The following is a 23,442-nucleotide window of genomic DNA, read 5'->3' as shown; positions in this document are numbered from 1 at the left end:
AAGTCCTAGAGGAAGGTGTCCGCGTGCCCCGCCGCAGAATCGGCTTCTGGTACCGCTTCGCTGCGGTCCTCTGCAAACCCTGGCTGGTGGTTCTGATCAAGCGGGACTGGCGCGGAATGGAGCATATTCCGGCCGACGGCGGCTTTATCACCGCGGTGAACCACAATTCGCATGTCGATCCCTTCGCCTACGCGCACTTCCAGTACAACAGCGGACGCGTGCCGCGATTCCTGGCGAAGAGCGCTCTTTTCAAGGAGGGATTCGTCGGCGCCGCGATGCGCGGCACCGGGCAGATCCCCGTCTACCGCGAGAGCACGGACGCGCTGAGCGCCTTCCGGGCCGCGATCGACGCCGTGGAGCGCGGCGAGTGCGTCGCGTTCTACCCCGAGGGCACCCTGACCCGCGACCCCGACGGCTGGCCCATGACCGCCAAGACCGGTGCCGCGCGCGTCGCCCTCCAGACCAAGTGCCCGGTGATCCCCGTCGCGCAGTGGGGCGCCAACGAACTGCTGCCGCCGTACGCCAGGAAGCCCAACCTCCTTCCGCGCAAGACCCACCACGTGCTGGCCGGCCCGCCCGTGGACCTCACGCGGTTCTACGGCCACGAGATGACCCCGGAACTCCTCAAGGAGGCGACAGAGGTCATCATGGCGGCCGTAACCGCCCAGCTGGAGGAGATCCGCGGCGAGAAGGCGCCCGAGACGCCCTACGACCCGCGCCGCGAGCGGATCGAGCAGCGCCGCCGCACCCGGGCGGAGACCGGGGCGGTATCCGGTGTGCAGGCCCGTGCGGAGTTCGGTGCCGAGACCGCCGCGGAGATCGACGGCGCGGTGTCCGGACACGCGCAGACCAACCACGCGCAGAGCGGTCACGCGAAGACCACTCAGGCGCAGACCAGTCACGAGGGGGAGAACAGCAAGTGAGCAAGTCCGTGAAGGCGGCCGTCTTCGGTACCGGATCATGGGGGACCGCCTTCGGTACGGTCCTCGCCGACGCGGGCTGCGAGGTGACGCTCTGGGCACGCCGCCCCGAGCTCGTCGACGCGGTCAACTCCACGCACACCAACCCCGACTACCTCCCGGGCGTCGAACTCCCGCGCACTCTGCGCGCCACTGTCGACGCGGCCGAGGCCGCCCGGGACGCCGACTTCACCGTCCTCGCGGTCCCCTCGCAGACGCTGCGCGCCAACCTCGCCGACTGGACGCCGCTGCTCGCCCCGAACACCGTGCTGGTGTCGCTGATGAAGGGGGTCGAGCTCGGTACGACCATGCGCATGAGCGAGGTCATCGACGACGTCGCCAAGGTGGGTCCGGGCCGGATCGCCGTCGTCACCGGGCCGAACCTCGCGCGGGAGATCGCCTCCCGGATGCCCGCCGCGGCCGTGGTCGCCTGTACCGACGAGGCCGTCGCCCAGAAGCTCCAGGCCGCCTCCCACACGCCGTACTTCCGCCCCTACACCAACACCGACGTGGTGGGCTGCGAGCTGGGCGGCGCGGTCAAGAACGTGATCGGCCTCGCGGTCGGCATCGCGGACGGCATGGGCCTCGGCGACAACGCCAAGGGCTCGCTGATCACACGCGGCCTCGCCGAGACCACCCGGCTGGGCCTGGCGATGGGCGCGGACCCGCTGACCTTCGCCGGACTCGCCGGGCTCGGCGACCTGGTGGCGACCTGCTCCTCGCCGCTCTCCCGCAACCACACCTTCGGCACCAACCTCGGCAAGGGCATGACCCTCCAGGAGACCATCGCGGTCACCCGGCAGACCGCCGAGGGCGTCAAGTCCTGTGAGTCGGTGCTGGATCTGGCGCGCCGGCACGGCGTCGACATGCCCATCACCGAGACGGTCGTCGGCATCGTCCACGAGGGCAAGCCTCCGGTGGTCGCCCTCAAGGAGCTGATGTCGCGCAGCGCGAAGCCCGAGCGACGCTGAGCGAACCCGGTGGGCGGACGCTGACTCCCGGCCCTACCACCGGGTACTCTCAAGCCGATATGAGCACCGAGAACCTCCCCCAGAGCCCTCAGCAGCCCGTCCGCAAGCCGCGGGTGGCCGTTGTCTTCGGCGGTCGCAGCTCCGAGCACGGGATCTCCGTGGTCACGGCCGGCGCGGTCCTCAAGGCCATCGACCGGACCAAGTACGAGGTCCTGCCGATCGGCATCACGCGCGAGGGCCGCTGGTACCTCACCGCCGACGCACCCGAGCGCATGGCGATCACCGACCGCCGTACGCCCGACGTGGACGAACTCGCCGAGTCGCGGGACGGCGGCGTGGTGCTCCCCGTCGACCCCGCCAACCGCGAAGTCGTCTACTACGAGCCGGGATCGGTGCCAAAGGCCCTCGGCGAGGTCGACGTCGTCTTCCCGGTCCTGCACGGCCCGTACGGCGAGGACGGCACCCTCCAGGGTCTGCTGGAGCTCTCCGGCGTCCCGTACGTGGGTGCGGGTGTGCTCGCCTCGGCCGTCGGCCAGGACAAGGAGTACATGAAGCGGGTGTTCACCTCCTTCGGGCTCAAGGTCGGCCCGTACGTGGTGATCCGGCCGCGCGAGTGGGCCCGGGACGAGTCGGCCGCCCGCAAGAAGATCGTCGACTTCGCCGGCGAGCACGGCTGGCCGCTCTTCGTGAAGCCCGCGCGCGCGGGCTCGTCCATCGGCATCACCAAGGTCGACGACCTGTCCGGGCTCGAAGAGGCGATCGCCGAGGCCCAGCGCCACGACCCGAAGATCCTGGTCGAGGCGGCGCTGCGGGGCCGCGAGATCGAATGCGGTGTCCTGGAGTTCGAGGACGGTCCCCGCGCCTCCGTCCCGGCCGAGATCCCGCCGCCGGACGCGCACGCGTACTACGACTTCGACGCCAAGTACATCGACTCGACCCCGGGGATCGTCCCGGCGCCGCTGACGGACGAGGAGACGGCGCAGGTCCGCAGGCTGGCCGTGGAGGCCTTCGAGGCGGCGTCCTGCGAGGGCCTGGTCCGGGCGGACTTCTTCCTCACGGACGAGGGCGAGTTCGTCATCAACGAGATCAACACGATGCCCGGCTTCACCCCGATCTCGATGTACCCGCAGATGTGGCAGGCGACCGGCATCGGCTACCCCGAGCTGGTGGACCGCCTCGTCCAGGCGGCCCTGCGCAGGTCCACCGGACTGCGCTGACCCGGTCTCGCACCAGGACTCCTCCTAGTCGGCGATCCCTTCGGGGATCGCCTTCTTGACGGAGGGCGCCAGGTCGACGAGCGGCGCCATGCCGTCTCCCGCGCGGTCCTTCGGGATCGTCACCTCGACGTACGCCCTGCGCAGGGTGGTGGTGAACCGGAACGCCCCGTCGTCCCGCTCCTCCAGCAGCCACCCCACGCCGTCCACCTCGACCCCGTCCGCGTTCTCGTCGCTCATCTTCTCGGGTCGTTCGACACCGCAGCGCAGTATGATCGCCGGGTTCCCCCAGCCCGCGGTCAGCGCGGACGCGGGTGAGGGATCCCCGCGGCCGGACTCGTCCACGGTGGACGGCAGCGCCTCGTCCAGGTTTCGGCACAGCTTCGTGACCGAGGCCGAGGGGCTGGGAACCGCCACCGACGTGTCACCGTCTGCTGAGGAGCAGCCCACCGCAAGCAGCAGGAGGGCGAGCGAGGGCAGGCCGATGGGCCGGTGACGGAAAAGGTTCACCGGCCAAGGTTAGACGGGGGCTACAGATGCACGACCGGGCAGGTCAGGGTGCGGGTGATCCCGTCCACCTGTTGGACCTTGGCGACCACCATGCGACCGAGGTCGTCCACTGTGTCGGCCTGGGCCCGCACGATCACGTCATAAGGTCCCGTCACGTCCTCGGCCTGGACGACGCCAGGGATTTTGCCGATCTCCTCGGCGACGGTCGACGCTTTGCCGACCTCGGTCTGGATCAGGATGTACGCCTGTACCACGGAACCTCCAGGGCGGCCACGAGGATCATGTGGGGAAAAGGAACGCCACGGTATCGCGTCGCCGCTCGCCGCGGGGAGACCTGCGCGAACCACGGCTCGCGCGCCGGGGTGCAGGCACGACAGAAGTTGACGGCTGACTCGACCGTATCGAGGACACTGGTTACGCGCGACCGGGCACGGACAGGTACAGAAGGGGCGAAAGGGCAATGAAGGGCACTGTTGGTGAGCTCGGGGAGTTCGGGCTCATCAGGGAGCTCACCTCCCGTCTCACCACCACCCCCGCGGTACGGGTCGGCCCCGGCGACGACGCCGCGGTGGTCGCCGCGCCCGACCGCCGGGTCGTGGCCAGCACCGACATCCTGCTGGAGGGCCGGCACTTCCGACGCGACTGGTCCACGGCCTACGACGTGGGTCGAAAGGCCGCCGCGCAGAACCTCGCCGACATCGCCGCCATGGGCGCGGTGCCGACGGCCCTGCTGCTCGGCCTCGTCGTGCCCGCCGAACTGCCGGTCACCTGGCCGTCCGAGATGATGGACGGCCTGCGCGACGAGTGCCAGGTCGCCGGTGCCTCGGTGGTCGGCGGCGACGTCGTACGGGGCGACACGATCATGGTGTCGATCACCGCGCTCGGCGACCTGCGCAACCAGGAGCCGGTCACCCGGGGCGGTGCACAGCCCGGCGACCTCGTCGCGGTGACCGGCTGGCTGGGCTGGTCCGCCGCCGGGTACGCGGTCCTCTCCCGCGGCTTCCGCTCGCCCCGCGCCTTCGTCGAGGCCCACCGGCGTCCCGAGCCGCCCTACCACGCGGGTCCGGCCGCGGCCTCGCTCGGCGCGACGGCGATGTGCGACGTCAGCGACGGGCTCATCGCCGACCTCGGGCACATCGCCGAGGCCAGCAAGGTCCGGATCGACATCCGCTCCGGCGCCATCGACATCCCCACCCAGATGAACGACATCGGGCAGGCCGTCGGCGTCGACCCGATCCAGTGGGTGCTGACCGGGGGAGAGGACCACGCGATCGTGGCGACCTTCCCGCCGGACGTGAAGCTGCCCGCCCGCTGGAAGGTGATCGGCGAGGTCCTCAACCCGTCCGCCCTGCCCCAGGTGACGGTCGACGGGGCGCCCTGGACCAGCAAGGGCGGCTGGGACCACTTCGGGGACCAGGACATGGAGTCGTGAGCGCGCCCGGGACCCCGCCCCGGGTGCTGACCGTCGCCGGCTCCGACTCCGGCGGCGGGGCCGGGATCCAGGCCGACCTGAAGACGATGCTCGCGCTCGGCGTGCACGGCATGAGCGTGATCACGGCGGTCACCGCGCAGAACTCCCAAGGTGTGCAGGGGGCTTGGGAGCTGCCGGTGGAGGCGGTCCGCGCCCAGTACCGCAGCGTCGTCGACGACATCGGTGTCCAGGCGGTGAAGACGGGCATGCTCGCCTCCGCCGAACTGGTCCAGACGGTGGCCGAGTTGCTCGCGGGCACCGGTGCTCCCGTCGTCGTCGACCCGGTCGGGGTCTCCAAGCACGGGGACCCGCTGCTGGCCGCCTCCGCGCTGGACTCCGTACGGACGAAACTGCTGCCGGTCGCCACCGTCGCCACCCCGAACCTCGACGAGGTGGCCCAACTGACGGGAGTGCGGGTCGAGTCGGAGGAGCAGCTGCGGGACGCGGCGGCCGCCGTGCTGGCGTACGGGCCGCGCTGGGCGCTCATCAAGGGCGGCCATCTCCCCGGTGCCGCCGTCGACCTGTTGACGGACGGGCACGAGGAGCACTGGCTGCGGGCGCCGAGGTACGACAACCGGCACACGCACGGCACGGGCTGCACCCTCGCGTCCGCGATCGCGGCACAGCTGGCGAAGGGGCGCTCCGTACCGCAGGCGGTGGCGGCGGCCAAGCGGTACGTCACCGGGGCGATCGCCGCCGGATTCGCACTCGGCTCCGGCATCGGCCCCGTGGACCACGGCTGGGATCTCACCCGGGGTACGGCCGGAGCCTGATGCCGGTCGCCGCCTTCTCGGTGAGCCGCTTGAAGACACCGGCCAGCAGCGGCGAGCCGAGCAGCCGGTACATCCGGTCCCGGTTGCGGATGCGCCGCTCGGTCGGCGGGGCGAAGAAGGGGCCCGCGTTGCCGGAGATCTTCTGGCAGCCCTTGGCGAAGGACCGGATCCTGTTCTCGTACTCGGCGAACGCGGTCCGGTGGTCGCCACCCGCGAGGGCCAGCTCACCGGCCAGGACGTGGGCGCCGACGATGGCCGCGCCCGTCCCCATGCCTCCCATGGTCGCGCCGTACCCGGCGTCCCCCAGCAGGGCCACCCGGCCCTCGGCGAGGCGGTCGACGTGGATCTGCGCGATCGCGTCGAAGTACAGCCGGTCGGCGTCCGCGAGCGCCTCGAGCACCTTCGGCGCCTCCCAGCCCATCCCCGCGAACCGCTCGGCGAGGATCCGCTTCTGCGCGGCGATGTCCCTGCGGTCGTAGGCGAGTTGCTCCGAACGGAAGACCAGCAGCGCGCCGGCGCGGGCGGGGTCGCCGTCGTAGTTGCCCAGGGCGATCGCGCGGCCGGGCTCGCTGTACAGCCGGCCGGTACGGTCCAGGCCCAGGTCGTTGGGGACCTCGAAGGCGGCCACGTAGTGATCGAAGAAGCGCAGGTAGCGGGACTCGTCACCGAAGACCAGCCGGCGGGTGTTCGAGTGCAGACCGTCGGCGCCGATCACGAGGTCGAAGCGGCGCGGGGCGTTCTCCTCGAAGGTCACGTCGACACCCGCCGCGGTGTCCGTGAGCGTGGCGATCGAGTCGCCGAAGACGTACTCGACGTGGTCCCGGGTGCGTTCGTACATGATCTGCGCGAGGTCGCCGCGGAGGATCTCGACGTCACCGCTCATCATCTCGGCCGGCAGGTCCACGCGCGGCGAACCGTCCTCGGCGACGACGACCTGGCGGCCCATGCGGGTCTGACGGGCGTGGATCTCGTCCCAGATGCCCATGGAGGTGAGGATCTCGCGGTGGACGTGCCCCCGGAAGTCGACGGCGAAGCCGCCCGCGCGCAGGTCCGTGGACCGCTCGACGACGGTGACACGGGCGCCGTACCGGACGAGGTGGAGCGCGAGCGCCGGACCGGCGACGCTCGCCCCGGAGATCAGGACGGACAGGTGGCCGAGACTGCTGTGGGTCTTCGTCATGCGCAGAAGCCTCGCGGTGACCGCTGACCGTCCCCTTACCGCCCGCCTACGGCCCGTCCACCGCCCTCCTGGCGTCCTCCCAGCGCCCTCCGGGCGTTCCTCTGCGGTCTGCCGACCCCGCCGACCCCGCCGACCCCTGCCGACCGCCGACCGTCGCCGACCGCCGGCTGCGGCCCAGCGCGAAGGCCGTGTCGTACGCGAGCGGGGACAGCCTTGCGCGGACGTCGTCCACCGTGCGGACGACATCGGGGTCGCCCAGGACGACCGTGCCCCGCAGGCCCGCGGCGGCCCCCAGGAGCTCGGCCGCGCGTTCGGGCCGCGGTGCGACGGAGGCCAGGGCGTCGGCCAGATCGGCCAGCGCAAGGACGTCGAACGACTCAAGGGCCGGTGCACGGGCCTGCTCGAACCACTCGCGGGCCGTTTCGTCCCGTCCCTCCGCGGCGGCGGTGCGCCCCAGCCCGACGAGGAGCCGTACCGTCTCGCTCGTGCTGAACCAGGTGGCGGTGCACAGCTCCAGACCGCTCTCGTAGTGCACGCGCGCGTGGTCGGTGTCACCGGACAGCCGGGCCACGTCACCGAGGCCCCGCCGGGCGCCGGCCACCTTGTCGGGCACACCCGCCGTGCGGGCCAGGGCCGCGGAGCGGGTGAAGTGCGCGGCCGCCTCCTCGGTGTTGCCCCGGTGCAGCAGCACGGTCGCGCGCGAACGCAGCAGGTCCGCGATCTCCTCCGGTGCCTCCAGTTCCCGACCGTACGCCAGCCCCTCGTCGAGCAGCTCCAGTGCGCGCGCGTGGTCGCCGCGGCCGTCGGCGGACAGGGCCAGCGGATCGAGGCAGTTCGCCATGCCCCAGCGGTCGCCGGTGGCCCGGAAGCCCTCCAGGGAACGGGCGAAGGAGGCCTCCGCGACGGGCGCGTGGCTGGCGTAGAGCTCCTGGTAGGCCAGGCCGAGGTCGAGCAGTGCGTGCCCCCACGGCTCGTCACCGACCTGGACGCGTACCTGCTCGTCCGCGGGGCGCAGGGGGCCGCCGGTGAGCGACCACACGATCACGGTGAACGGCAGTCGCAGCGGCCGGTCCAGGGACCGCATCACGGCCCCCGCGCGCGTGACACGCGCCGCCTCGCCCGGGTCGTCGCCGCGCCCGGCGACGGTGTTCATCAGACAGAGCGCGTACTCCTCGCTCGCCTCGCCGGGCGGCTCGTCCCCCACGGCCGCCAGCAGCGCGCGGGCCTGCGGCAACTGCTCTCCGTGCAGCCCGCGCAGCCGCCGGAACCAGGTGAGCGTCGCCATGAGCCGCAGGGCGGCAGCGGGATCGGTGGCGGTCAGGAGGCCCACGGCCGCGTCCAGGTTGTCGTGCTCGGCGTCCAGCCGGGCCAGCCAGGGGAGCTGGTCCCGGCCGCGCAGAAACGGTTCCGCCCGCTCGGCCAGCCGCAGGAAGTACCGGGCGTGCGCGTCCCGCAGGGCCGGTTCACCGGCGCATTTCTCCGCGGCGAACACCCGGATCGTCTCCAGCATGCGGTACCGGCCCTCAGCCGCCGCCGGGCTCTCCATCGCCTCCAGCAAGGACTTCTCCACCAGCGAGGCCAGCAGGTCCTCCGGGCAAGGCAACCCGCACACCGTCTCCACCGCGTCCAGCGTGGCACCCCCGGAGAACACCGTGAACCGGCGGGCCAGCTCCCGCTCCTCCTCGTCCAGCAGGTCCCAGCTCCACTCCACGACGGCGCGCAGCGTGCGGTGCCGGGGCGCCTTGGAACGGTCGCCGCGGGACAGCAGCCGGAACCGGTCGTCGAGCCGGTCGGCCAGCTCGTCCGGGGTCAGGGTGCGCAGCCGGGCCGCCGCCAGCTCGATCGCCAGCGGGAGCCCGTCGAGGGCCGCGCAGATGCCGGCCACGCGCGCGTGGCCGTCGAAACCGGGCCGCACGGCACGCGCGCGGTCCAGGAACAGCCGCACCGCGGGGTCCGGCGGCAGCGGCGGCACCGGGACGAGCACCTCGCCGGTGATCCCGAGCGACTCCCGGCTCGTCGCCAGCACCCGCACCCCGGGGCAGGACGCGAGCAGCAGGGCCGTCAGCCGGGCCGCGTCCTCGACCAGGTGCTCGCAGTTGTCGAGCACCAGCAGCAGCTCGCGGTCCTCCAGCACCGCCGACAGCCGGCCGGCGCCGTCCCCGGCGGGCGTACGGAACCCCTCACGCACCCCGAGTGCCGCGAGCACGGCGTACGGGATCCGCGCTCCGTCGGCGAGCGGCGCCAACTCGACGAAGCACACGTTCTCGCGAGCCGCCGGGGGTGAGGGGAGGAGCGGCGCCTCGCCACGCGCGCGTGCCGCCTCGACCGCCAGCCGCGTCTTTCCGGCGCCGCCCGGTCCGGTGAGGGTGACGAGCCGTGCCCCGGACAGTGCCTCGGCGATCCGGGCCAGTTCGCTCTCGCGGCCGACGAAGCGGGTGAGCTGCACGGGCAGGGAGGACCGCGCGGACCCGCCGCCCCGGAGGAGCTCCAGGTGGAGCGCGGCCAGCTCGGGCGACGGGTCGGCGCCCAACGCCTCGGCGAGGGCCCTCCGAGCCTGCTCGAACACCGTGAGCGCCTCGGCGGGCCGCCCGCCCGCGTGCAGAGCCCTCATCAGCTGTCCGTACAGCCGCTCGCTCAGCGGGTGGGCGGTCAGCAGGCCGCGCAGCTCGGGCACCGGGTCGGGCCCGCTGCCGAGCAGGAGATCCGCCTCGACCCGGTCCTGTACGGCGCTCAGCCGCAGTCCGTCGAGCCTGGTCCGCTCGGCGTGCGCGTCGGGGAGGTCGGGCAGGGCGGGGCCGCGCCAGAGGGCGAGGGCCTCGCGCAGCAGGGTGGCCGCCCGGGCAGGGTCCCCGGCGGCGAGAGCGGCCCGCCCCCGGCCGGTCAGCCGCTCGAAGCGGTGGAGGTCGACGGCGTCGGGCGGGACGGCCAGCCGGTAGCCGGCGGGAGTGGCCTCGATCTCCGCGTGCGGGGCCAGGCGGCGGCGCAGCCGGGAGATCTGGGACTGGAGCGCGTTGCCCGCTCCGGAGGGCGGCTCGGCGCCGTACAGCCCGTCGGTCAGGCGCTCCACGGAGACGCCACGGCCGGCCTCGAGCAGCAGGAGGCTGAGCAGGGCGCGGGGACGGGGACCGCCGGGGTCCACGGGTGTGCCGTCGCCGGTGCGGAGGTCGAGGGTGCCCAGGATGCCGAAGCGCATTCCCCGGAGTCTGGCAGGCGGCGGGAGCCCGGACAGCGCGATCTGGGGGCATCGCGATCAGAGGCACCGCGATCAGAGGCGTCGCGATCAGAGGCGTCGCGATCAGAGGCGTCGCGATCCGGGGCGCCGGGGTCCTGGGCGCAGCAGAAAGCCGGCCCACCTGGGTGGACCGGCTCTATGCAGCGAACCAGCAGTGGCCGCGCGCGTTGGGGGTCCCCCCGGCTCGAGCGGAGTCGAGAGTGGGGGGATATGCGTCAGCGCGAGACCTTGCCGGCCTTGATGCACGAGGTGCAAGCGTTCACGCGCTTCGGCGTCCCGCCCACCACGGTACGGACGCGCTGGATGTTGGGGTTCCAGCGACGGGACGTACGGCGGTGCGAGTGCGAGATGTTGTTGCCGAAGCTCGGCCCCTTGCCACAGACGTCGCAGTTGGCAGCCACGGGTCACTCCAAAGACTTCAGATGCACTTACGGATGATCCCGGCATGCCGGGATCAGGATCTAGGATCTGAGTGGCGCTGCCAGGGGGATGGCCCGATGCGGATCGGGCAACCGGAGCAGCATACAACGACTGCGCCAGTGCAACGAAACTACCATGGCTGCTCAGGGCCCTGCCCCCCTGCCCCGGTCGGTCCCCGCCCGCTCCTGCCCGGCCCGCTTTCCGGTGGACACCGGCCCGGGGTCTACGCTGCGTCCAGTCCAGCAGCCCAAGGAGGCGCAGGTGGCGCAGGTGCCGCAGACATTCTTCGATGCTCTCGCGGTGCGCACCTGGTGCGGCCTGGCGCTCACGGCGCTGGGCCGGGCGCGCGAGGAGATCGACGCGATCAACGTCTATCCGGTCGCGGACGGCGACACCGGCACCAACCTGTACCTGACCGTCGAGTCCGCGGCGACCGCCGTCGAGGCGGTGTTCGCCGGCTACGAGGCCGGTTCCGGTCCCGGCTCCGTGCCCGCCGGGAGGCCCTCTCTCGCCGACGCCGCGCGCGCGATGGCGCACGGCGCGCTCATCGGGGCGCGCGGGAACTCGGGGACGATCCTCGCGCAGCTGCTGCGCGGCATGGCCCAGGTGCTCACCGCCGAGGGTGAGACCCCGCACACCGACGGGAACGGGCTGGGCCTGGCCCTTCGGCACGCGGCCGACTCAGCCCGCCAGGCCGTCGCCCACCCCGTCGAGGGCACCGTGCTGTCGGTCGCCTCGGCCGCCGCCGACGCGGCGGAGGGAGCCGTGGGGGACTGCGGGACGGTCGCCAGGGAGGCCTACCGGGGGGCGTGCGTGGCGCTCGCCGCCACCCCGGGCCAGCTGGCCGTCCTGAAGCACGCCGGAGTGGTGGACGCGGGCGGCCGGGGACTGGTCGCGGTCCTCGCGGCGTTGGTGGAGACGTTCACCGGGGAGGTGCCGGAGCTCTCGGCCGCCGTGTCGGCAGCCGCCGCCGCAGCCGCGGCCCACGGGCGCGTGGAAGCCGCGCGGGCGGCGGACCGCGCCGACGACGGGCCGGACGGCGAAGACCGCGAGGACGGTGAAGGCGGCGAGGACGGTGAAGGCGGCGAGGACGGTGACGGCGGTCCCGCCTTCGAGGTGATCTATCTGCTGGAGGCCGAGGACAGGGCGGTGGCGCGGCTGCGGCAGCGGCTGGACGCCCTGGGCGACTCACTGGTCGTGGTCGGCGGCGACGGCCTGTGGAACGTCCACGTGCACGTGGACGACGCGGGCGCCGCCGTGGAGGCGGGCGTCGAGGCGGGCCGGCCGTACCGGATCCGCATCACCCACTTCGGCGCCGACGACGCGCACACGCGCGGGGGTGAGCGTCCGCCGCGCGAACGCGTCCAGCGGGCGGTCGTCGCCGTGGTGCCGGGCGAGGGACTGGCCGGGCTGTACACCGAGGCGGGCGCGACCACCGTGCTCGCGCGACCCGGGGAGCCGCCCGCCAGCGGAGAGCTCGTCGAGGCCGTACGACGGGCACACGCGCGTGAGGTCGTGCTGCTGCCCAACGACGCCGATCTGCGGCACACCGCCGCCGCGGCCGCCGAACAGGCCCGCACGGAGGGCATCCGGGTGGCGCTGATCCCCACCCGGTCCGCGGTCCAGGGGATCGCCGCGCTGGCCGTGCACGAACCGGACCGCCGCTTCGACGAGGACGTGGTCTCCATGACCTCGGCGGCGGGCGCGACCCGCTACGCCGAGGTCACCGTCGCCGAGCGCCAGTCGTGGACCATGGCCGGCATCTGCCAGGCCGGTGACGTCCTCGGGTTGATCGACGGCGACGTGGCCGTCATCGGCTCCGATGTCACCTCCGCCGCCGAGACCGTCCTGAACCGCATGCTGGCGGCGGGCGGTGAACTCGTCACCCTCGTGCTCGGCGACGAGGCGCCCGAAGGCGTCGCCGAGCGCCTGGAGGCAAGGGTGCGGGAGGCCTACCTCGCCGTGGACACGGTGGTGTACCGGGGAGGACGGCAGGGCGCGTTGGTGTTGATCGGGGTGGAGTGAGGAAGAGGCGGGCGAGGGGATCGTTCAACGATCCTTCTGTTCCTCCGCGGCCTGCAACAACTGCTCCGCCTCGGCCCGCCGCGCCCGTACCGTCGCGTGCTCCCCGTCCTCGTCGCTGCCGCCGTAGGCGTCCGGGTCGGCATCGCCCTCGGCATCGGCGTAAGCCCGCAGCACCGCACGCGCGCGTGCCGCCGCCGCCGCGGGGCGTCCCAGGTCGGTCTCCAGCCAGCCCGCGGCCAGCTCCGCGCCGGTCCGGGCGTGCACAGTGCCCTCGCCCAGGGCGACGAACACCGCGACCGCCTCGGACATCTGGGAGAGCGCCTCCTCCAGGGTCGCCCGGATCGAGTCGTCGTCGGCGTCCTCGGCGGCGGAACGGGCGAGCAGGTCACCGAACTGGCGGTGGGTGTGGCCGAGTTCGGAGACGAGCCGCAGCCGCGCCTCGTCGTCGTCCGCCGCGTCGAACGCGTCCGCGCACTCCTCCACGGCACTCGTCATCAGGTCGCGCGCCGCGCCCGTCCCGTCCTCGGTGCGCAGGGCCAGCCACGCGCGGGCGCGCAGCGAGCGGACGAGCCCGTGGACGTTGCCGAGGCCGCGCCACAGCTCGCCCGCGCGGGCGTAGGCCTGGTCCGCCTCGGTGGGCAGACCGGCCTGGCCGAGCGACTCGGCGGCCAGGTGGGCGAGGGTCGCGTGGTCGTGCTGCTCGGGCCAGTGCCGGGCGATCCCGGCGGCCTGGAGCCGGCGTTCGGCGGCGTCCCGGTGTTCCCCCAGTTCGCTCAGACAGTCACCCAGCCACCACTGCGTCTGGACGACCGCACCGTCGCCGTGCGTCTCGGCGGTCAGCTCCGCCAGCGCGGACTCCAGCACCTCCGCGGCCTCGGCCCAGCGGCCCTGCCGCACCAGGAACCCGCCGAGCTGGTGCCGCGCCCACGCGCCGAGCGTGAGGCCCGCGCCCGCCTCGTCCGCCCAGTGCGCCGCCTCCAGGGCGTGTTCCGCGGCCTCTTCGGCCTCCCCCCGGTCCCCGACGACCTCGGCGAGCTGGAGGTGCAGCTGGGCCCGCCCGACCGCCTCCAGGTACGGCCCGCCGTGCTCCAGGGCCGCCCGCAGGGCTCGCTCCGCCTCCCTCATGTCACCCAGCTGATGGGCGAGACCGGCCAGCCGGGCCTCGTACTCCACGGCGAACCACGGCAGACCCGTCGCGATGAACTCCGCCGCGGCCCGCGCGAACAGCTCCGCGCCCGCCTCCGGGTTCCCGGAGTGCGTCGCCAGCTCCGCCAGCATCGCGTGCCCCTCGGCGACCCGGGCGGCGAGCCGTACGTCGGTCCCCGCACGCCCTTCGACGAGCGCCAGAAGCTCGCGCACCGCCGCCTCCGCCTCCGCGAGAACCGCCTCGTCGACGACCTCCCCCTCGGCCTCGTGGACGCGCCGCATCAGGATCCGCGCCCGGCCCATCAGCACCCCCGCCGCCTGCGGCACCTCCGTGTCGCCCTCGGCGTACAGCGCGAGCACCCGGTCGTACGGCTCGGCGACCGCCGCCAGCGCCTCGTCGATCTCGCCGGTCAGCGCACGGACGTACGCCGCACGCGAGCGTGCCGCCAGGGCCTCGCCGGGGTCGCCGGCCCGCGCGTACAGCTCGGCGGCGTGCTCGAACGCCGCGGCGCCGTCCGGACCGAGACCTATCGCCTCGTGGTCGGCGATCTCCGCGCGGTCACGCGCCTCCAGCTCGACACCGTCCACCTCCTCGGCCAGCCGGGCCACCCGCGCCCACGCCTCGACGGCATGCGGCTGGAGCGTGTCGGACAGCCGCTGGGCCTCGGCGAGCAGGACCGCCAGGTCCGGTTCGACGGCCTCCTGAACCGGAGCCGGAGCGGTCGCCCCGGTCGCCGCCGCGGCCACGGCGGAGGCGGGACGAGCCGCCCGTACACCCAGCGGCAGCCGCTCCACCAGGGGCTGCTGGGCCATACGCGCGCGTGCCCGTTCGCTGACGTACGACGTGCCATTGCGCTCGTCGAAGCGCGCGGCCAGCGCCAGGGCCTCCACGCGCGCGTGCTCCGCGAGTTCCAGCGCCGTCCACTCCCGCCCGGCCGGCCCGGGCACCCGCTGACCGGCGAGACCCAGCTCGGACAGACGCTCCATGAGCAGCACCACCACGCTCAGGAACTCCAGCTTGCTGTGCGGATGTCCCTCGTCCGTGAAGTACGCCGGCCGCTCCGCGAGCAGCTCCAGGCCCCGCGCCTCGTTGCCGGTCAGCGCGCAGAACTCGACGTGGTCGGCGTAGGCGCCCCGCATGCTCTCCATGGACCGCACCAGCCGGAAGCCCCGCAGATGGTGCGCGCGGGCCTCCTCCGGGCGACCGAGGCGCAGCAGCGGCACCAGGGACGACGCGAGCACCGTGTGCGGCTCGTGCGCGCAGGTGTACTCGCCCTCCAGGACCGGCGCCCACAGCGCGAGCGCCTCCGCGTCGCGCCCCCGCTCGGCCTGCCACCAGCCCTGTCCGTGCAGCTCGCACGCGTGACAGTCGGCCATGGTGTCCCGGTCCGCGGCCAGCCACGCGGAGAACGCCCGCTCCGCCCGCTCCACGTCGCCCACGTGCGCGGCCACGCTGAACTCGGCGCTGCGCACCGCCCGTGTGGAGTGCCCGGCGAGCCGGTAGCGGTGTTCCATCTCGCCGAGCCACTTCTCGACCGACGCCAGCGGCACGTGCGGCTGGTCGAGCATGCCGGCCGACATCCACTTGAAGACCCAGTGCAGCGAGTGCGTCTCGTACTCGTCGAAGTCCTCGGGCCGCTCGTCCCACATGCGCAGCAGCCGCGCGAACGGGACGAACATCTTCGCCTTCTCGGAGCTGTAGTTGTAGACCTTCAGCTGGTGCCCGAGCGCCTCGATCACGGCGAGCGGGATGTCGAGCCTCTCGGCCTCCACCAGCAGCTGCTCCGCGCGCGCGTTGCGGGCCGGGCCCTCCGGCTGCTCGCCGTTCTCCGCCATCGCCCGGCGGAGGGAGTCGAAGTCCGTGATCTCGCTCATCAGTGACCGCCCTGTTCCTCTGTCGGCTCCCCGGGTGCCGACTCCCCGTGCGTGGCCCATTCCAGGAGGCCTATGAACGCCCGGTTCAGCAGCGCCGAGTCCGCGGGCCGCAGCGGGCGCTGCGCCATCAGCAGCGCCTGCCCGTACAGCGACTCCGTGGCGGTGCCTATCAGCTCGGGATCGTTCAACGAACTGATCCGCCGTATCAGCGGGTTGAGATGGTTGAGCACCAGACGCGCGCGCGGGGCGCTCCCGCGCAGCGAGCCCAGAATGCCCGCCCACAGGTCGTCGGCCTGGGCCTCGGCCTGCGCGCGTGCCTGCTCGTGCCGGGCCCCCCGGTCGTCGAGATGCAGCGCGGGCACCGACAAGGGGTGAAAGGCCCGCAGGACGACATCGCAGCCCAGCGGGTCGAGCTTCGCCCGCGCGACCGCCAGGAAGCCCGCCAGCGCCAGTTCGTCGGCCGCGGCGACGGTGTCCAGGTGGGCGGTCACGGTGTCCGCGTCCAGCTCGGCGACCACCGTCCCCGGCCGCACCGACGGCAGCGCCTCGACCAGCTCGCTGTCGTACGTGTAACCGCCGTTGACCACCCCGACGCCCTGCGCGGACGCGATCGGCGCGACCTGCCGGTACTCCTCCACGGTCCGCGTGAAGTGCACCACCGGGTGCCGCTGCGCGAACTCCTCCAGCGACAGCCGCCCGTCGGTCGTCTCGAAGGGGAGCCACGGCAGCATCGTGCGCAGCATCTCCTGGTCGTGCCGCGCCAGGGACTTCACGCCCAGGTGGTGCACCTCCAGGAAGGCCGCCAGCCGCTTCGGATCACCGGCGGCCAGACCCGTCAGCCACGACCGGATCCTTTCCCCCAGCGCCTCCCGGACCGCCGCCAGCGTCTCGTCCTCGTACAGCGACTCCCGCGAGGCCGTCGGCCGCAGACTGTCGGTGTCCAGGACGCAGCGCACGAAGAACGCCCAGTCGGGCAGCAGCTGTTCGCCCCGCTCGGTCAGCAGCATCCCTTTGAGGTGCACCCGGTGACCGGCACGCTGCGCCGGGCTGACCGCCGACGGCAGCACGTACGCCACCCCGCGGACCCCCGCCACCGGCAGGTCGAGCTCCACCGAGTCCAACGGCGTGAACCCGAACAGCTCGTGACAGTGCCGGGCCAGGGCCACCCGCCGGTTGGCGGGGGAGGGGTAGGACCGGTTCCAGGGCGCCGGCAGATCGGTGACGGCCTCCTCGCCGACCCGGACGTCGTAGGGCAGCAGCGATCCGAAGTCCCGGGCCAGGGCCAGCACCCGTGGCTCCGTGAGCCACTCGCCGGCACCGGCCCGCGCCACCAGATGCACGGTGGTGCCCGGCTCGGGGCGCTCCTCGTGGGGCAGCGTCCGCACGGTGTAGGAGCCGTCGTCGCGCGCCGTCCACTCCACCGGCGGCGCGTCCGGCGTGCGGGCGCTGCGGCTGACCACGCGGATCCGCTCGGCCACCACGAAACAGGCCAGCAGCCCGATGCCGAACTGCCCGAGGAAGTCCGAACGGACGTCCTGGAGCCCCTCGGCGCGCTTGGAGCTGCGCCCGATCGTCGCCAGCAGGCTGTGCACGTCGGCCTCGGTGAGTCCGACGCCGGAGTCCTCCACCCGCAGCCGGCCCTCGGCCGCGAACAGCCGCACCCGTGCCGGGGCATCGGGCTCCTCGGCCCGCCGGGCGGTGATCGCGTCCACGGCGTTCTGGAGCAGTTCCCGCAGGTAGACCTTGGGGCTGGAGTAGAGGTGATGGGACAGCAGGTCCACCAGACCACGCAGGTCGACCTGGAACGTGTGAGGCGGCTGGGATGCCTGGGATGACTGTGAGGTCTGGGAGTCCATCGCTGCAGCGCCGCGGGCTGGGGGAGGAGCACGGCGCGGGGTCGGGCGGTCCCGGTGGGGCGGTGACCGCGGATGATGGCCGGAGCGCGCCATCCTAGAGCCCGAACGAGCCGTCTGACCAGGGGTTTCGGGACACGTATACGGCAATGTCAGTGGCGTGGTGTGCAATGGATCTCGTGCCCGCGCTGAAAGAACCACTGCAACAACCACTGAAGTCAGTGCTCGGCCCCGCCACCGCGAAGGTGATGGCCGAGCACCTCGGCCTGCATACCGTCGGCGACCTCCTGCACCACTACCCCCGCAGATACGAGGAGCGCGGCCAGCTCACCCACCTCGCCGACCTCCCCATGGACGAGCACGTCACCGTGGTCGCCCAGGTCGCCGACGCCCGGCTGCACAGCTTCGCCTCGGCCAAGGCCCCCCGGGGCAAGGGCCAGCGCCTGGAGGTGACCATCACCGACGGCAGCGGCCGGCTCCAGCTGGTCTTCTTCGGCAGCGGCGTCCACAAACCCCACAAGGATCTCCTGCCGGGCACGCGCGCGATGTTCTCGGGCAAGGTCTCGGTCTTCAATCGCCGCCTCCAGCTGGCCCATCCGGCCTACGAACTGCTGCGGGCCGACACCGACGAATCGGTGGAGACCTGGGCCGGCGCCCTCATCCCGCTCTACCCCGCCACCGCGAAACTGGAGTCCTGGAAGATCGGCAAGGCGATCCAGACCGTCCTGCCCAGCGCGCAGGAGGTGCTCGACCCCCTCCCGGACTCGCTGCGCGACGGCCGCGGCCTGGTCTCCCTCCCCGAGGCCCTGCTGAAGATCCACCGCCCCCACACCAAGGCGGACATCGCCGACGCCCGCGCCCGGCTGAAGTGGGACGAGGCGTTCGTCCTCCAGGTCGCCCTCGCCCGCCGCCGCCACGCCGACGCCCAACTCCCGGCCGTCCCCCGCCTACCTGCCGCCGACGGCCTGCTGACCTCCTTCGACGCCCGTCTCCCCTTCACTCTCACCGAAGGCCAGCAGAAGGTCTCGAAGGAGATCTTCGACGACCTGGCGACGGACCATCCGATGCACCGGCTGCTGCAGGGCGAGGTCGGTTCGGGCAAGACCCTGGTCGCCCTGCGCGCCATGCTCGCCGTGGTCGACGCCGGCGGGCAGGCCGCCATGCTCGCCCCCACCGAGGTCCTCGCCCAGCAGCATCACCGCTCCGTCGTCGAGATGATGGGCGAGCTGGCCGAGGGCGGCATGCTGGGCGGGTCCGAGCGGGCCACCAAGGTCGTCGTGCTGACCGGGTCCATGGGCACGGCCGCCCGCAGGCAGGCGCTGCTCGACCTCGTCACCGGAGAGGCCGGCATCGTGATCGGCACGCACGCGCTGATCGAGGACAAGGTGCGCTTCCACGACCTCGGACTGGTCGTCGTCGACGAACAGCACCGCTTCGGCGTCGAGCAACGCGACGCGCTGCGCGGCAAGGGCAAGCAGCCCCCGCACCTGCTCGTCATGACGGCCACGCCCATCCCGCGCACCGTCGCCATGACCGTCTTCGGCGACCTGGAGACGTCCGTCCTCGACCAGCTCCCGGCCGGCCGCTCGCCCATCGCCAGCCATGTCGTCCCGGCCGCCGACAAGCCGCACTTCCTGGCCCGCGCCTGGGAGCGGGTCCGCGAGGAGGTCGGCAACGGCCATCAGGCGTACGTGGTCTGCCCGCGCATCGGCGACGACGTCGACGAGCCGGGGAGCCCGAAGAAGGCCGGCGCCAAGAAGAAGTCTCCCGAGGACGAGGCCGAGAAGCGGCCGCCGCTCGCCGTCCTGGACATCGCCGGCCAGCTCGCCAAGGGGCCCCTGCACGGCCTCGGGGTCGAGGTCCTGCACGGCCGCATGCCCCCCGACGACAAGGATGCCGTCATGCGCCGTTTCGCCGCGGGCGACACCGACGTCCTGGTCGCCACGACCGTCATCGAGGTCGGCGTCAACGTTCCGAACGCCACCGCGATGGTGATCATGGACGCCGACCGCTTCGGCGTCTCCCAGCTGCACCAGTTGCGCGGTCGCGTCGGCCGGGGCGCGGCGCCCGGGCTGTGCCTCCTGGTCTCCGAGATGCCGGAGGCGAGCGCGGCCCGCCAGCGCCTCAACGCCGTCGCCGCCACCCTCGACGGTTTCGAGCTCTCCCGGATCGACCTCGAACAGCGGCGCGAGGGCGACGTGCTGGGCCAGGCCCAGTCCGGCGCCCGCTCCAGCCTGCGCGTACTCGCCGTCATCGAGGACGAGGAGGTGATCGCGGAGGCGCGCGAGGAGGCGGCCCGCCTGGTCGCCGCGGACCCGGAGCTGGAGACCCTGCCCGGCCTGCGCACGGCCCTGGACGCCCTGCTGGACGAAGAACGGGAGCAGTACCTGGACAAGGGCTGAGGCCGGCTGCCCCGGACGCGCGGGGGTCCCGTGCGCGGCTCCGCCGCCGGTGCGTGACGGTCCACGGCCTGCGGCCGCTCCCGTCGGAGCGCACCCGCGCACCTGCGCCTGCCAGACTGGACGGGTATCCGCCCCCGAACAAGGACCCCGAGATGACCCGCGTGATCGCCGGCGCAGCCGGTGGACGTCGCCTGGCGGTTCCGCCGGGCACCGGCACCCGCCCCACCTCCGACCGCGCACGCGAGGGTCTCTTCTCCACCTGGCAGTCCCTGCTGGGCGGCCCCCTCGGCGGCGAACGCGTCCTCGACCTGTACGCGGGCTCCGGCGCCGTGGGCCTGGAGGCCCTCTCCCGGGGCGCGGGCCACACCCTCCTCGTCGAGGCCGACGCGCGGGCGGCGCGCACGGTCCGGGAGAACGTGAAGGCCCTCGGCCTGCCCGGCGCGGAGGTCAGGGCCGGCAAGGCCCAGCAGATCATCCAGACACCGCCGACGGACCCGTACGACCTCGTCTTTCTCGATCCCCCGTACGCCGTCTCGAACGACGATCTTCGGGAGATTCTGCTCACACTCCGCTCGGGGGGCTGGCTCGCGGCCGATGCCCTCGTCACCGTGGAGCGCAGCACCAGAGGCGGGGAGTTCCCCTGGCCGGACGGCTTCGAGGCACTTCGGGCCCGTCGCTACGGCGAGGGAACGTTTTGGTACGGTCGCGCCGCCTCTACGTGCGAAGACGCACGATGACCGGACTGGAGAGCGAGGGACCACAAGTGCGCCGTGCCGTCTGTCCCGGGTCGTTCGACCCGATCACCAACGGACACCTCGACATCATCTCCCGCGCCTCTCGTCTGTACGACGAGGTCTATGTCGCGGTGATGATCAACAAGGCCAAGAAGGGCCTGTTCGAGATCGACGAGCGGATCGACCTGATCCGCCGGGTCACCGCCGAGTACGGCAACGTCCGGGTCGAGGCCTTCCACGGTCTCCTCGTCGACTTCTGCAAGCAGCGCGAGATTCCTGCCATCGTCAAGGGCCTGCGGGCGGTCAGCGACTTCGACTACGAGTTGCAGATGGCCCAGATGAACAACGGCCTGTCGGGCGTCGAGACGCTGTTCGTGCCGACCAACCCCACGTACAGCTTCCTCTCCTCCTCCCTGGTCAAGGAGGTCGCCACCTGGGGCGGTGACGTCTCCCACCTGGTGCCGCCGCCGGTCCTCGAAGCACTGGGCGAACGGCTCAGGAAGGACTGACTCCGGGACCGGTTCGCTGACGGCTCGTCAGCCGGTGTCCGGCGGACACCTCATGGCCGTACAGTCGTCCCGTCCGTCTCCAACACAGCGCAGAGAGTGGCGAGCAACCGGTGGACGTGCAGAAGAAGCTCGACGAGATCGTCACGGCGGTCTCCAGTGCCCGGTCGATGCCGATGTCGGCCTCGTGCGTGGTCAACCGCGCGGACCTGCTCGCCCTGCTGGAAGAGGTGCGCGGGGCACTTCCCGACTCCCTCGCCCAGGCCGAGGAGTTGATCGGCGGCCGTGAGCAGATGGTCGAGCAGGCCCGCCAGGAGGCCGAGCGGATCATCTCCACCGCGCATGCCGAACGCGGCTCCCTGATCTCCGACACCGAGATCGCCCGCCGCTCCCAGTCCGAGGCGGACCGCATCCTCGCCGAGGCCCGCAAGGAGGCCGAGGAGGTCCGCGCCGAGGCCGACGACTACGTCGACTCCAAGCTCGCGAACTTCGAGGTCGTCCTCACCAAGACGCTCGGTTCCGTCGGTCGCGGCCGCGAGAAGCTCCTCGGCACCGGACCCGGCACCGACGAGCACGGCTACGAGGACGAGGACGCCCCCGAGCGCAGCCACGACCCCGAGACCCTGCGCCGCGACGCCGACGCCTACGTCGACACCAAACTGGGCGCCTTCGAGGCGGTCCTCGCCAAGACCCTGGACGCCGTCGGCCGCGGCCGTCAGAAGCTGCACGGCCGTATCGCCACGGACGACCTCGGCGCCCTCGCCGACGACGCCACGATGTTCCAGCACTCCTCCGACGCCGACTACCTCGCCGACCTGACCGCCCTCGCGGAGCAGGACGCCGCGGCGGCGCAGCCCGTCCAGCAGCCGTACGACCAGCCGGAACCGCAGCCGGCCTACGGCTACCAGCAGCAGACGGACCCCTACGGCTATCAGCAGCAACAACAGCAGCAGGGCTACGGCCAGCAGGACGCCTACGGCTACCAGCAGCAGGCCGACCCCTACGCGTACCAGGGCTACGACACCCAGCAGGCCCCCTACGACCCGAACCAGGCCGTGCAGCAGCCCCAGCAGCAGGTCCAGCAGGGATACGCCCTCGACGAGACCAGCCTCTTCGACACCGGCATGATCAGTGCCGAGCAGCTGCGCGCCTACGAGCAGGAACGCGGCCTGTAGCACCGGGGCAGCCCGGGGAAAGGCCCCGGATTGGGCTGTGGGCGAATGCTCCAGTATCCTGGCTCTTCGGTCGCGTGTACGTCCGCGATCACAGCTGCCCGCAGCACCGTAGTAGGGCAGCGTCCCCCGAGCTCAGAAGATCGAAAGCAGGAATGGCCCTGAACGCCCGCCTCGACCACCGCAAGCCTCTCGTGTTCGATACGCACGAGCTGGGGCGGCGTCCTGGTGCGCTACAGCGCCTGACCCGCGAGTTCGACGCTCCCCGGGATCTCGGGATCCAGGGAGTGATCGGAGTGCCGGAAGGCGCCCCGGTGGAGCTCGACCTCCGTCTCGAGTCGGTCATGGAAGGTGTGCTCGTCACAGGCACCGCCCGTGCGCAGGCCGAGGGGGAGTGCGTAAGGTGTCTGGAGCCGCTGGAGCTGGAGCTCGAAGCGGACTTCCAGGAGATGTTCTCGTACCCTGACGCCGACGACCGGGGCCGCCCCAAAGCGGAGCCGGTCGACGACGCCGAGGAAGACGAGGACAGGCTCTTCATCGAGGACGGCTTGTTCGACCTCGAACCCGTGCTGCGTGATGCGGTGGTGCTCGCACTGCCGCTGCAGCCGGTGTGCCAGGACGACTGTCTGGGTCTGTGCTCCGAGTGCGGAGCGCGGCTCACGGACGACCCGGACCACCACCACGACGCCACCGACATCCGTTGGGCGGCATTGCAGGGACTCGCCGGTTCACTCGAAGACGGCGAGAAGGACGAGATGAGTGGCGAAGCGCCTCGATCGGCGCGCGCCAACGAGAAGCAGGAGAAGTAGCCGTGGCTGTTCCGAAGCGGAAGATGTCGCGCAGCAACACGCGCCACCGCCGGTCGCAGTGGAAGGCTGCGGTCCCCACCCTGGTTGCGTGCGAGCGCTGCCACGAGCCCAAGCTGCAGCACATTGCGTGCCCGTCTTGCGGCACCTACAACAAGCGCCAGGTTCTCGAGGTCTGAGCGGCTGGTGAGAG

Annotated in this window: 19 protein-coding genes; 12 read left to right on the top strand and 7 right to left on the bottom strand. The window is 72.5% G+C overall.

Annotation, left to right across the window (positions count from 1 at the left end):
• Positions 1 to 23 precede the first annotated feature (23 nt).
• The 3 genes from OHU34_RS12730 to OHU34_RS12720 are packed head-to-tail and all read left to right on the top strand — an operon-like array spanning position 24 to position 3,147.
• Entirely contained in the window at positions 24 to 923 is a 900-nt protein-coding gene (locus tag OHU34_RS12730; RefSeq protein ID WP_405766357.1) for a lysophospholipid acyltransferase family protein, read from the top strand.
• Complete coding sequence (locus OHU34_RS12725) at positions 920 to 1,930, top strand: NAD(P)H-dependent glycerol-3-phosphate dehydrogenase (protein ID WP_142266311.1); 1,011 nt, start codon at positions 920 to 922, stop codon at positions 1,928 to 1,930. The genes OHU34_RS12730 and OHU34_RS12725 overlap by 4 nt, the downstream gene beginning before the upstream one ends.
• Positions 1,931 to 1,989: 59 nt before the next feature.
• A complete protein-coding gene (locus tag OHU34_RS12720) occupies positions 1,990 to 3,147 on the top strand; it encodes a D-alanine--D-alanine ligase family protein (RefSeq protein WP_142266312.1) in 1,158 nt (385 codons plus the stop codon).
• Positions 3,148 to 3,171: 24 nt separating this feature from the next.
• On the opposite strand, the gene OHU34_RS12715 is transcribed toward OHU34_RS12720, so the two are convergent.
• Together OHU34_RS12715 and OHU34_RS12710 are read right to left on the bottom strand one after the other, a co-directional pair.
• Entirely contained in the window at positions 3,172 to 3,654 is a 483-nt protein-coding gene (locus tag OHU34_RS12715) for a DUF3515 domain-containing protein (protein WP_142266313.1), read from the bottom strand.
• A 20-nt stretch (positions 3,655 to 3,674) separates the two neighbouring features.
• On the bottom strand, positions 3,675 to 3,908 hold the full coding sequence (locus tag OHU34_RS12710; RefSeq protein ID WP_020128743.1) for an Lrp/AsnC family transcriptional regulator: 234 nt from the start codon (positions 3,906 to 3,908) through the stop codon (positions 3,675 to 3,677).
• A gap of 206 nt (positions 3,909 to 4,114) precedes the next feature.
• Here OHU34_RS12710 and OHU34_RS12705 point away from each other — a divergent pair, with 206 nt between their 5' ends.
• Positions 4,115 to 5,086 carry a thiamine-phosphate kinase gene (locus OHU34_RS12705; RefSeq protein ID WP_020128742.1) on the top strand — a complete coding sequence of 324 codons (972 nt, stop codon included), beginning with the start codon at positions 4,115 to 4,117 and terminating at the stop codon, positions 5,084 to 5,086.
• Positions 5,083 to 5,898 carry a bifunctional hydroxymethylpyrimidine kinase/phosphomethylpyrimidine kinase gene (gene thiD / locus OHU34_RS12700; RefSeq protein WP_230194559.1) on the top strand — a complete coding sequence of 272 codons (816 nt, stop codon included), beginning with the start codon at positions 5,083 to 5,085 and terminating at the stop codon, positions 5,896 to 5,898. Before OHU34_RS12705 ends, thiD begins: the two co-directional genes overlap by 4 nt.
• Here the strand turns inward: thiD and OHU34_RS12695 are convergent.
• From OHU34_RS12695 to rpmB, 3 genes are all read right to left on the bottom strand, one after another.
• Positions 5,873 to 7,078 (bottom strand): FAD-dependent monooxygenase, encoded by a 1,206-nt coding sequence (locus OHU34_RS12695; RefSeq protein WP_405766353.1) that lies wholly within the window; start codon positions 7,076 to 7,078, stop codon positions 5,873 to 5,875. The genes thiD and OHU34_RS12695 overlap by 26 nt on opposite strands.
• A gap of 46 nt (positions 7,079 to 7,124) precedes the next feature.
• Positions 7,125 to 10,271, bottom strand: coding sequence for a BTAD domain-containing putative transcriptional regulator (locus tag OHU34_RS12690; RefSeq protein ID WP_405766351.1), 3,147 nt, complete (start codon positions 10,269 to 10,271; stop codon positions 7,125 to 7,127).
• A 254-nt stretch (positions 10,272 to 10,525) separates the two neighbouring features.
• Positions 10,526 to 10,711, bottom strand: a complete 186-nt coding sequence (gene rpmB / locus OHU34_RS12685) for a 50S ribosomal protein L28 (protein WP_013000438.1) — start codon at positions 10,709 to 10,711, stop codon at positions 10,526 to 10,528.
• A gap of 280 nt (positions 10,712 to 10,991) precedes the next feature.
• Between rpmB and OHU34_RS12680 the strand changes: the two genes are divergently transcribed.
• Positions 10,992 to 12,755 (top strand): DAK2 domain-containing protein, encoded by a 1,764-nt coding sequence (locus OHU34_RS12680; protein WP_405766349.1) that lies wholly within the window; start codon positions 10,992 to 10,994, stop codon positions 12,753 to 12,755.
• Positions 12,756 to 12,779: 24 nt separating this feature from the next.
• On the opposite strand, the gene OHU34_RS12675 is transcribed toward OHU34_RS12680, so the two are convergent.
• Positions 12,780 to 15,776 carry a tetratricopeptide repeat protein gene (locus tag OHU34_RS12675; RefSeq protein WP_405766346.1) on the bottom strand — a complete coding sequence of 999 codons (2,997 nt, stop codon included), beginning with the start codon at positions 15,774 to 15,776 and terminating at the stop codon, positions 12,780 to 12,782.
• The gene (locus tag OHU34_RS12670) at positions 15,776 to 17,632 is read right to left on the bottom strand and encodes an HSP90 family protein (RefSeq protein ID WP_142266319.1); all 1,857 of its coding nucleotides are present in this window, start codon (positions 17,630 to 17,632) and stop codon (positions 15,776 to 15,778) included. The genes OHU34_RS12675 and OHU34_RS12670 overlap by 1 nt, the downstream gene beginning before the upstream one ends.
• A 167-nt stretch (positions 17,633 to 17,799) precedes the next feature.
• Between OHU34_RS12670 and recG the strand changes: the two genes are divergently transcribed.
• The 6 genes from recG (at position 17,800) to rpmF (ending at position 23,428) form a co-directional block, all read left to right on the top strand.
• The gene (gene recG / locus OHU34_RS12665; RefSeq protein WP_230194555.1) at positions 17,800 to 20,031 is read left to right on the top strand and encodes an ATP-dependent DNA helicase RecG; all 2,232 of its coding nucleotides are present in this window, start codon (positions 17,800 to 17,802) and stop codon (positions 20,029 to 20,031) included.
• 152 nt (positions 20,032 to 20,183) lie between these two features.
• Positions 20,184 to 20,768, top strand: a complete 585-nt coding sequence (gene rsmD / locus OHU34_RS12660; RefSeq protein WP_054239751.1) for a 16S rRNA (guanine(966)-N(2))-methyltransferase RsmD — start codon at positions 20,184 to 20,186, stop codon at positions 20,766 to 20,768.
• Between the two features lie 26 nt (positions 20,769 to 20,794).
• A complete protein-coding gene (gene coaD / locus OHU34_RS12655; RefSeq protein WP_020128732.1) occupies positions 20,795 to 21,274 on the top strand; it encodes a pantetheine-phosphate adenylyltransferase in 480 nt (159 codons plus the stop codon).
• 110 nt (positions 21,275 to 21,384) lie between these two features.
• The gene (locus OHU34_RS12650) at positions 21,385 to 22,446 is read left to right on the top strand and encodes an ATP synthase F0 subunit B (RefSeq protein WP_230194554.1); all 1,062 of its coding nucleotides are present in this window, start codon (positions 21,385 to 21,387) and stop codon (positions 22,444 to 22,446) included.
• Positions 22,447 to 22,598: 152 nt separating this feature from the next.
• Positions 22,599 to 23,252 carry a DUF177 domain-containing protein gene (locus tag OHU34_RS12645; RefSeq protein WP_020128730.1) on the top strand — a complete coding sequence of 218 codons (654 nt, stop codon included), beginning with the start codon at positions 22,599 to 22,601 and terminating at the stop codon, positions 23,250 to 23,252.
• Positions 23,253 to 23,254: 2 nt separating this feature from the next.
• Positions 23,255 to 23,428, top strand: a complete 174-nt coding sequence (gene rpmF, locus OHU34_RS12640; protein ID WP_007493396.1) for a 50S ribosomal protein L32 — start codon at positions 23,255 to 23,257, stop codon at positions 23,426 to 23,428.
• The last annotated feature ends 14 nt before the right edge of the window (positions 23,429 to 23,442 follow it).

The sequence above is a fragment of the Streptomyces sp. NBC_00080 genome (genome assembly GCF_045041255.1).
GTDB lineage: Bacteria > Actinomycetota > Actinomycetes > Streptomycetales > Streptomycetaceae > Streptomyces > Streptomyces coriariae.
Note: the sequence above shows the minus strand (reverse complement) of the source record. Positions and strands in the feature narration are given on the sequence as shown.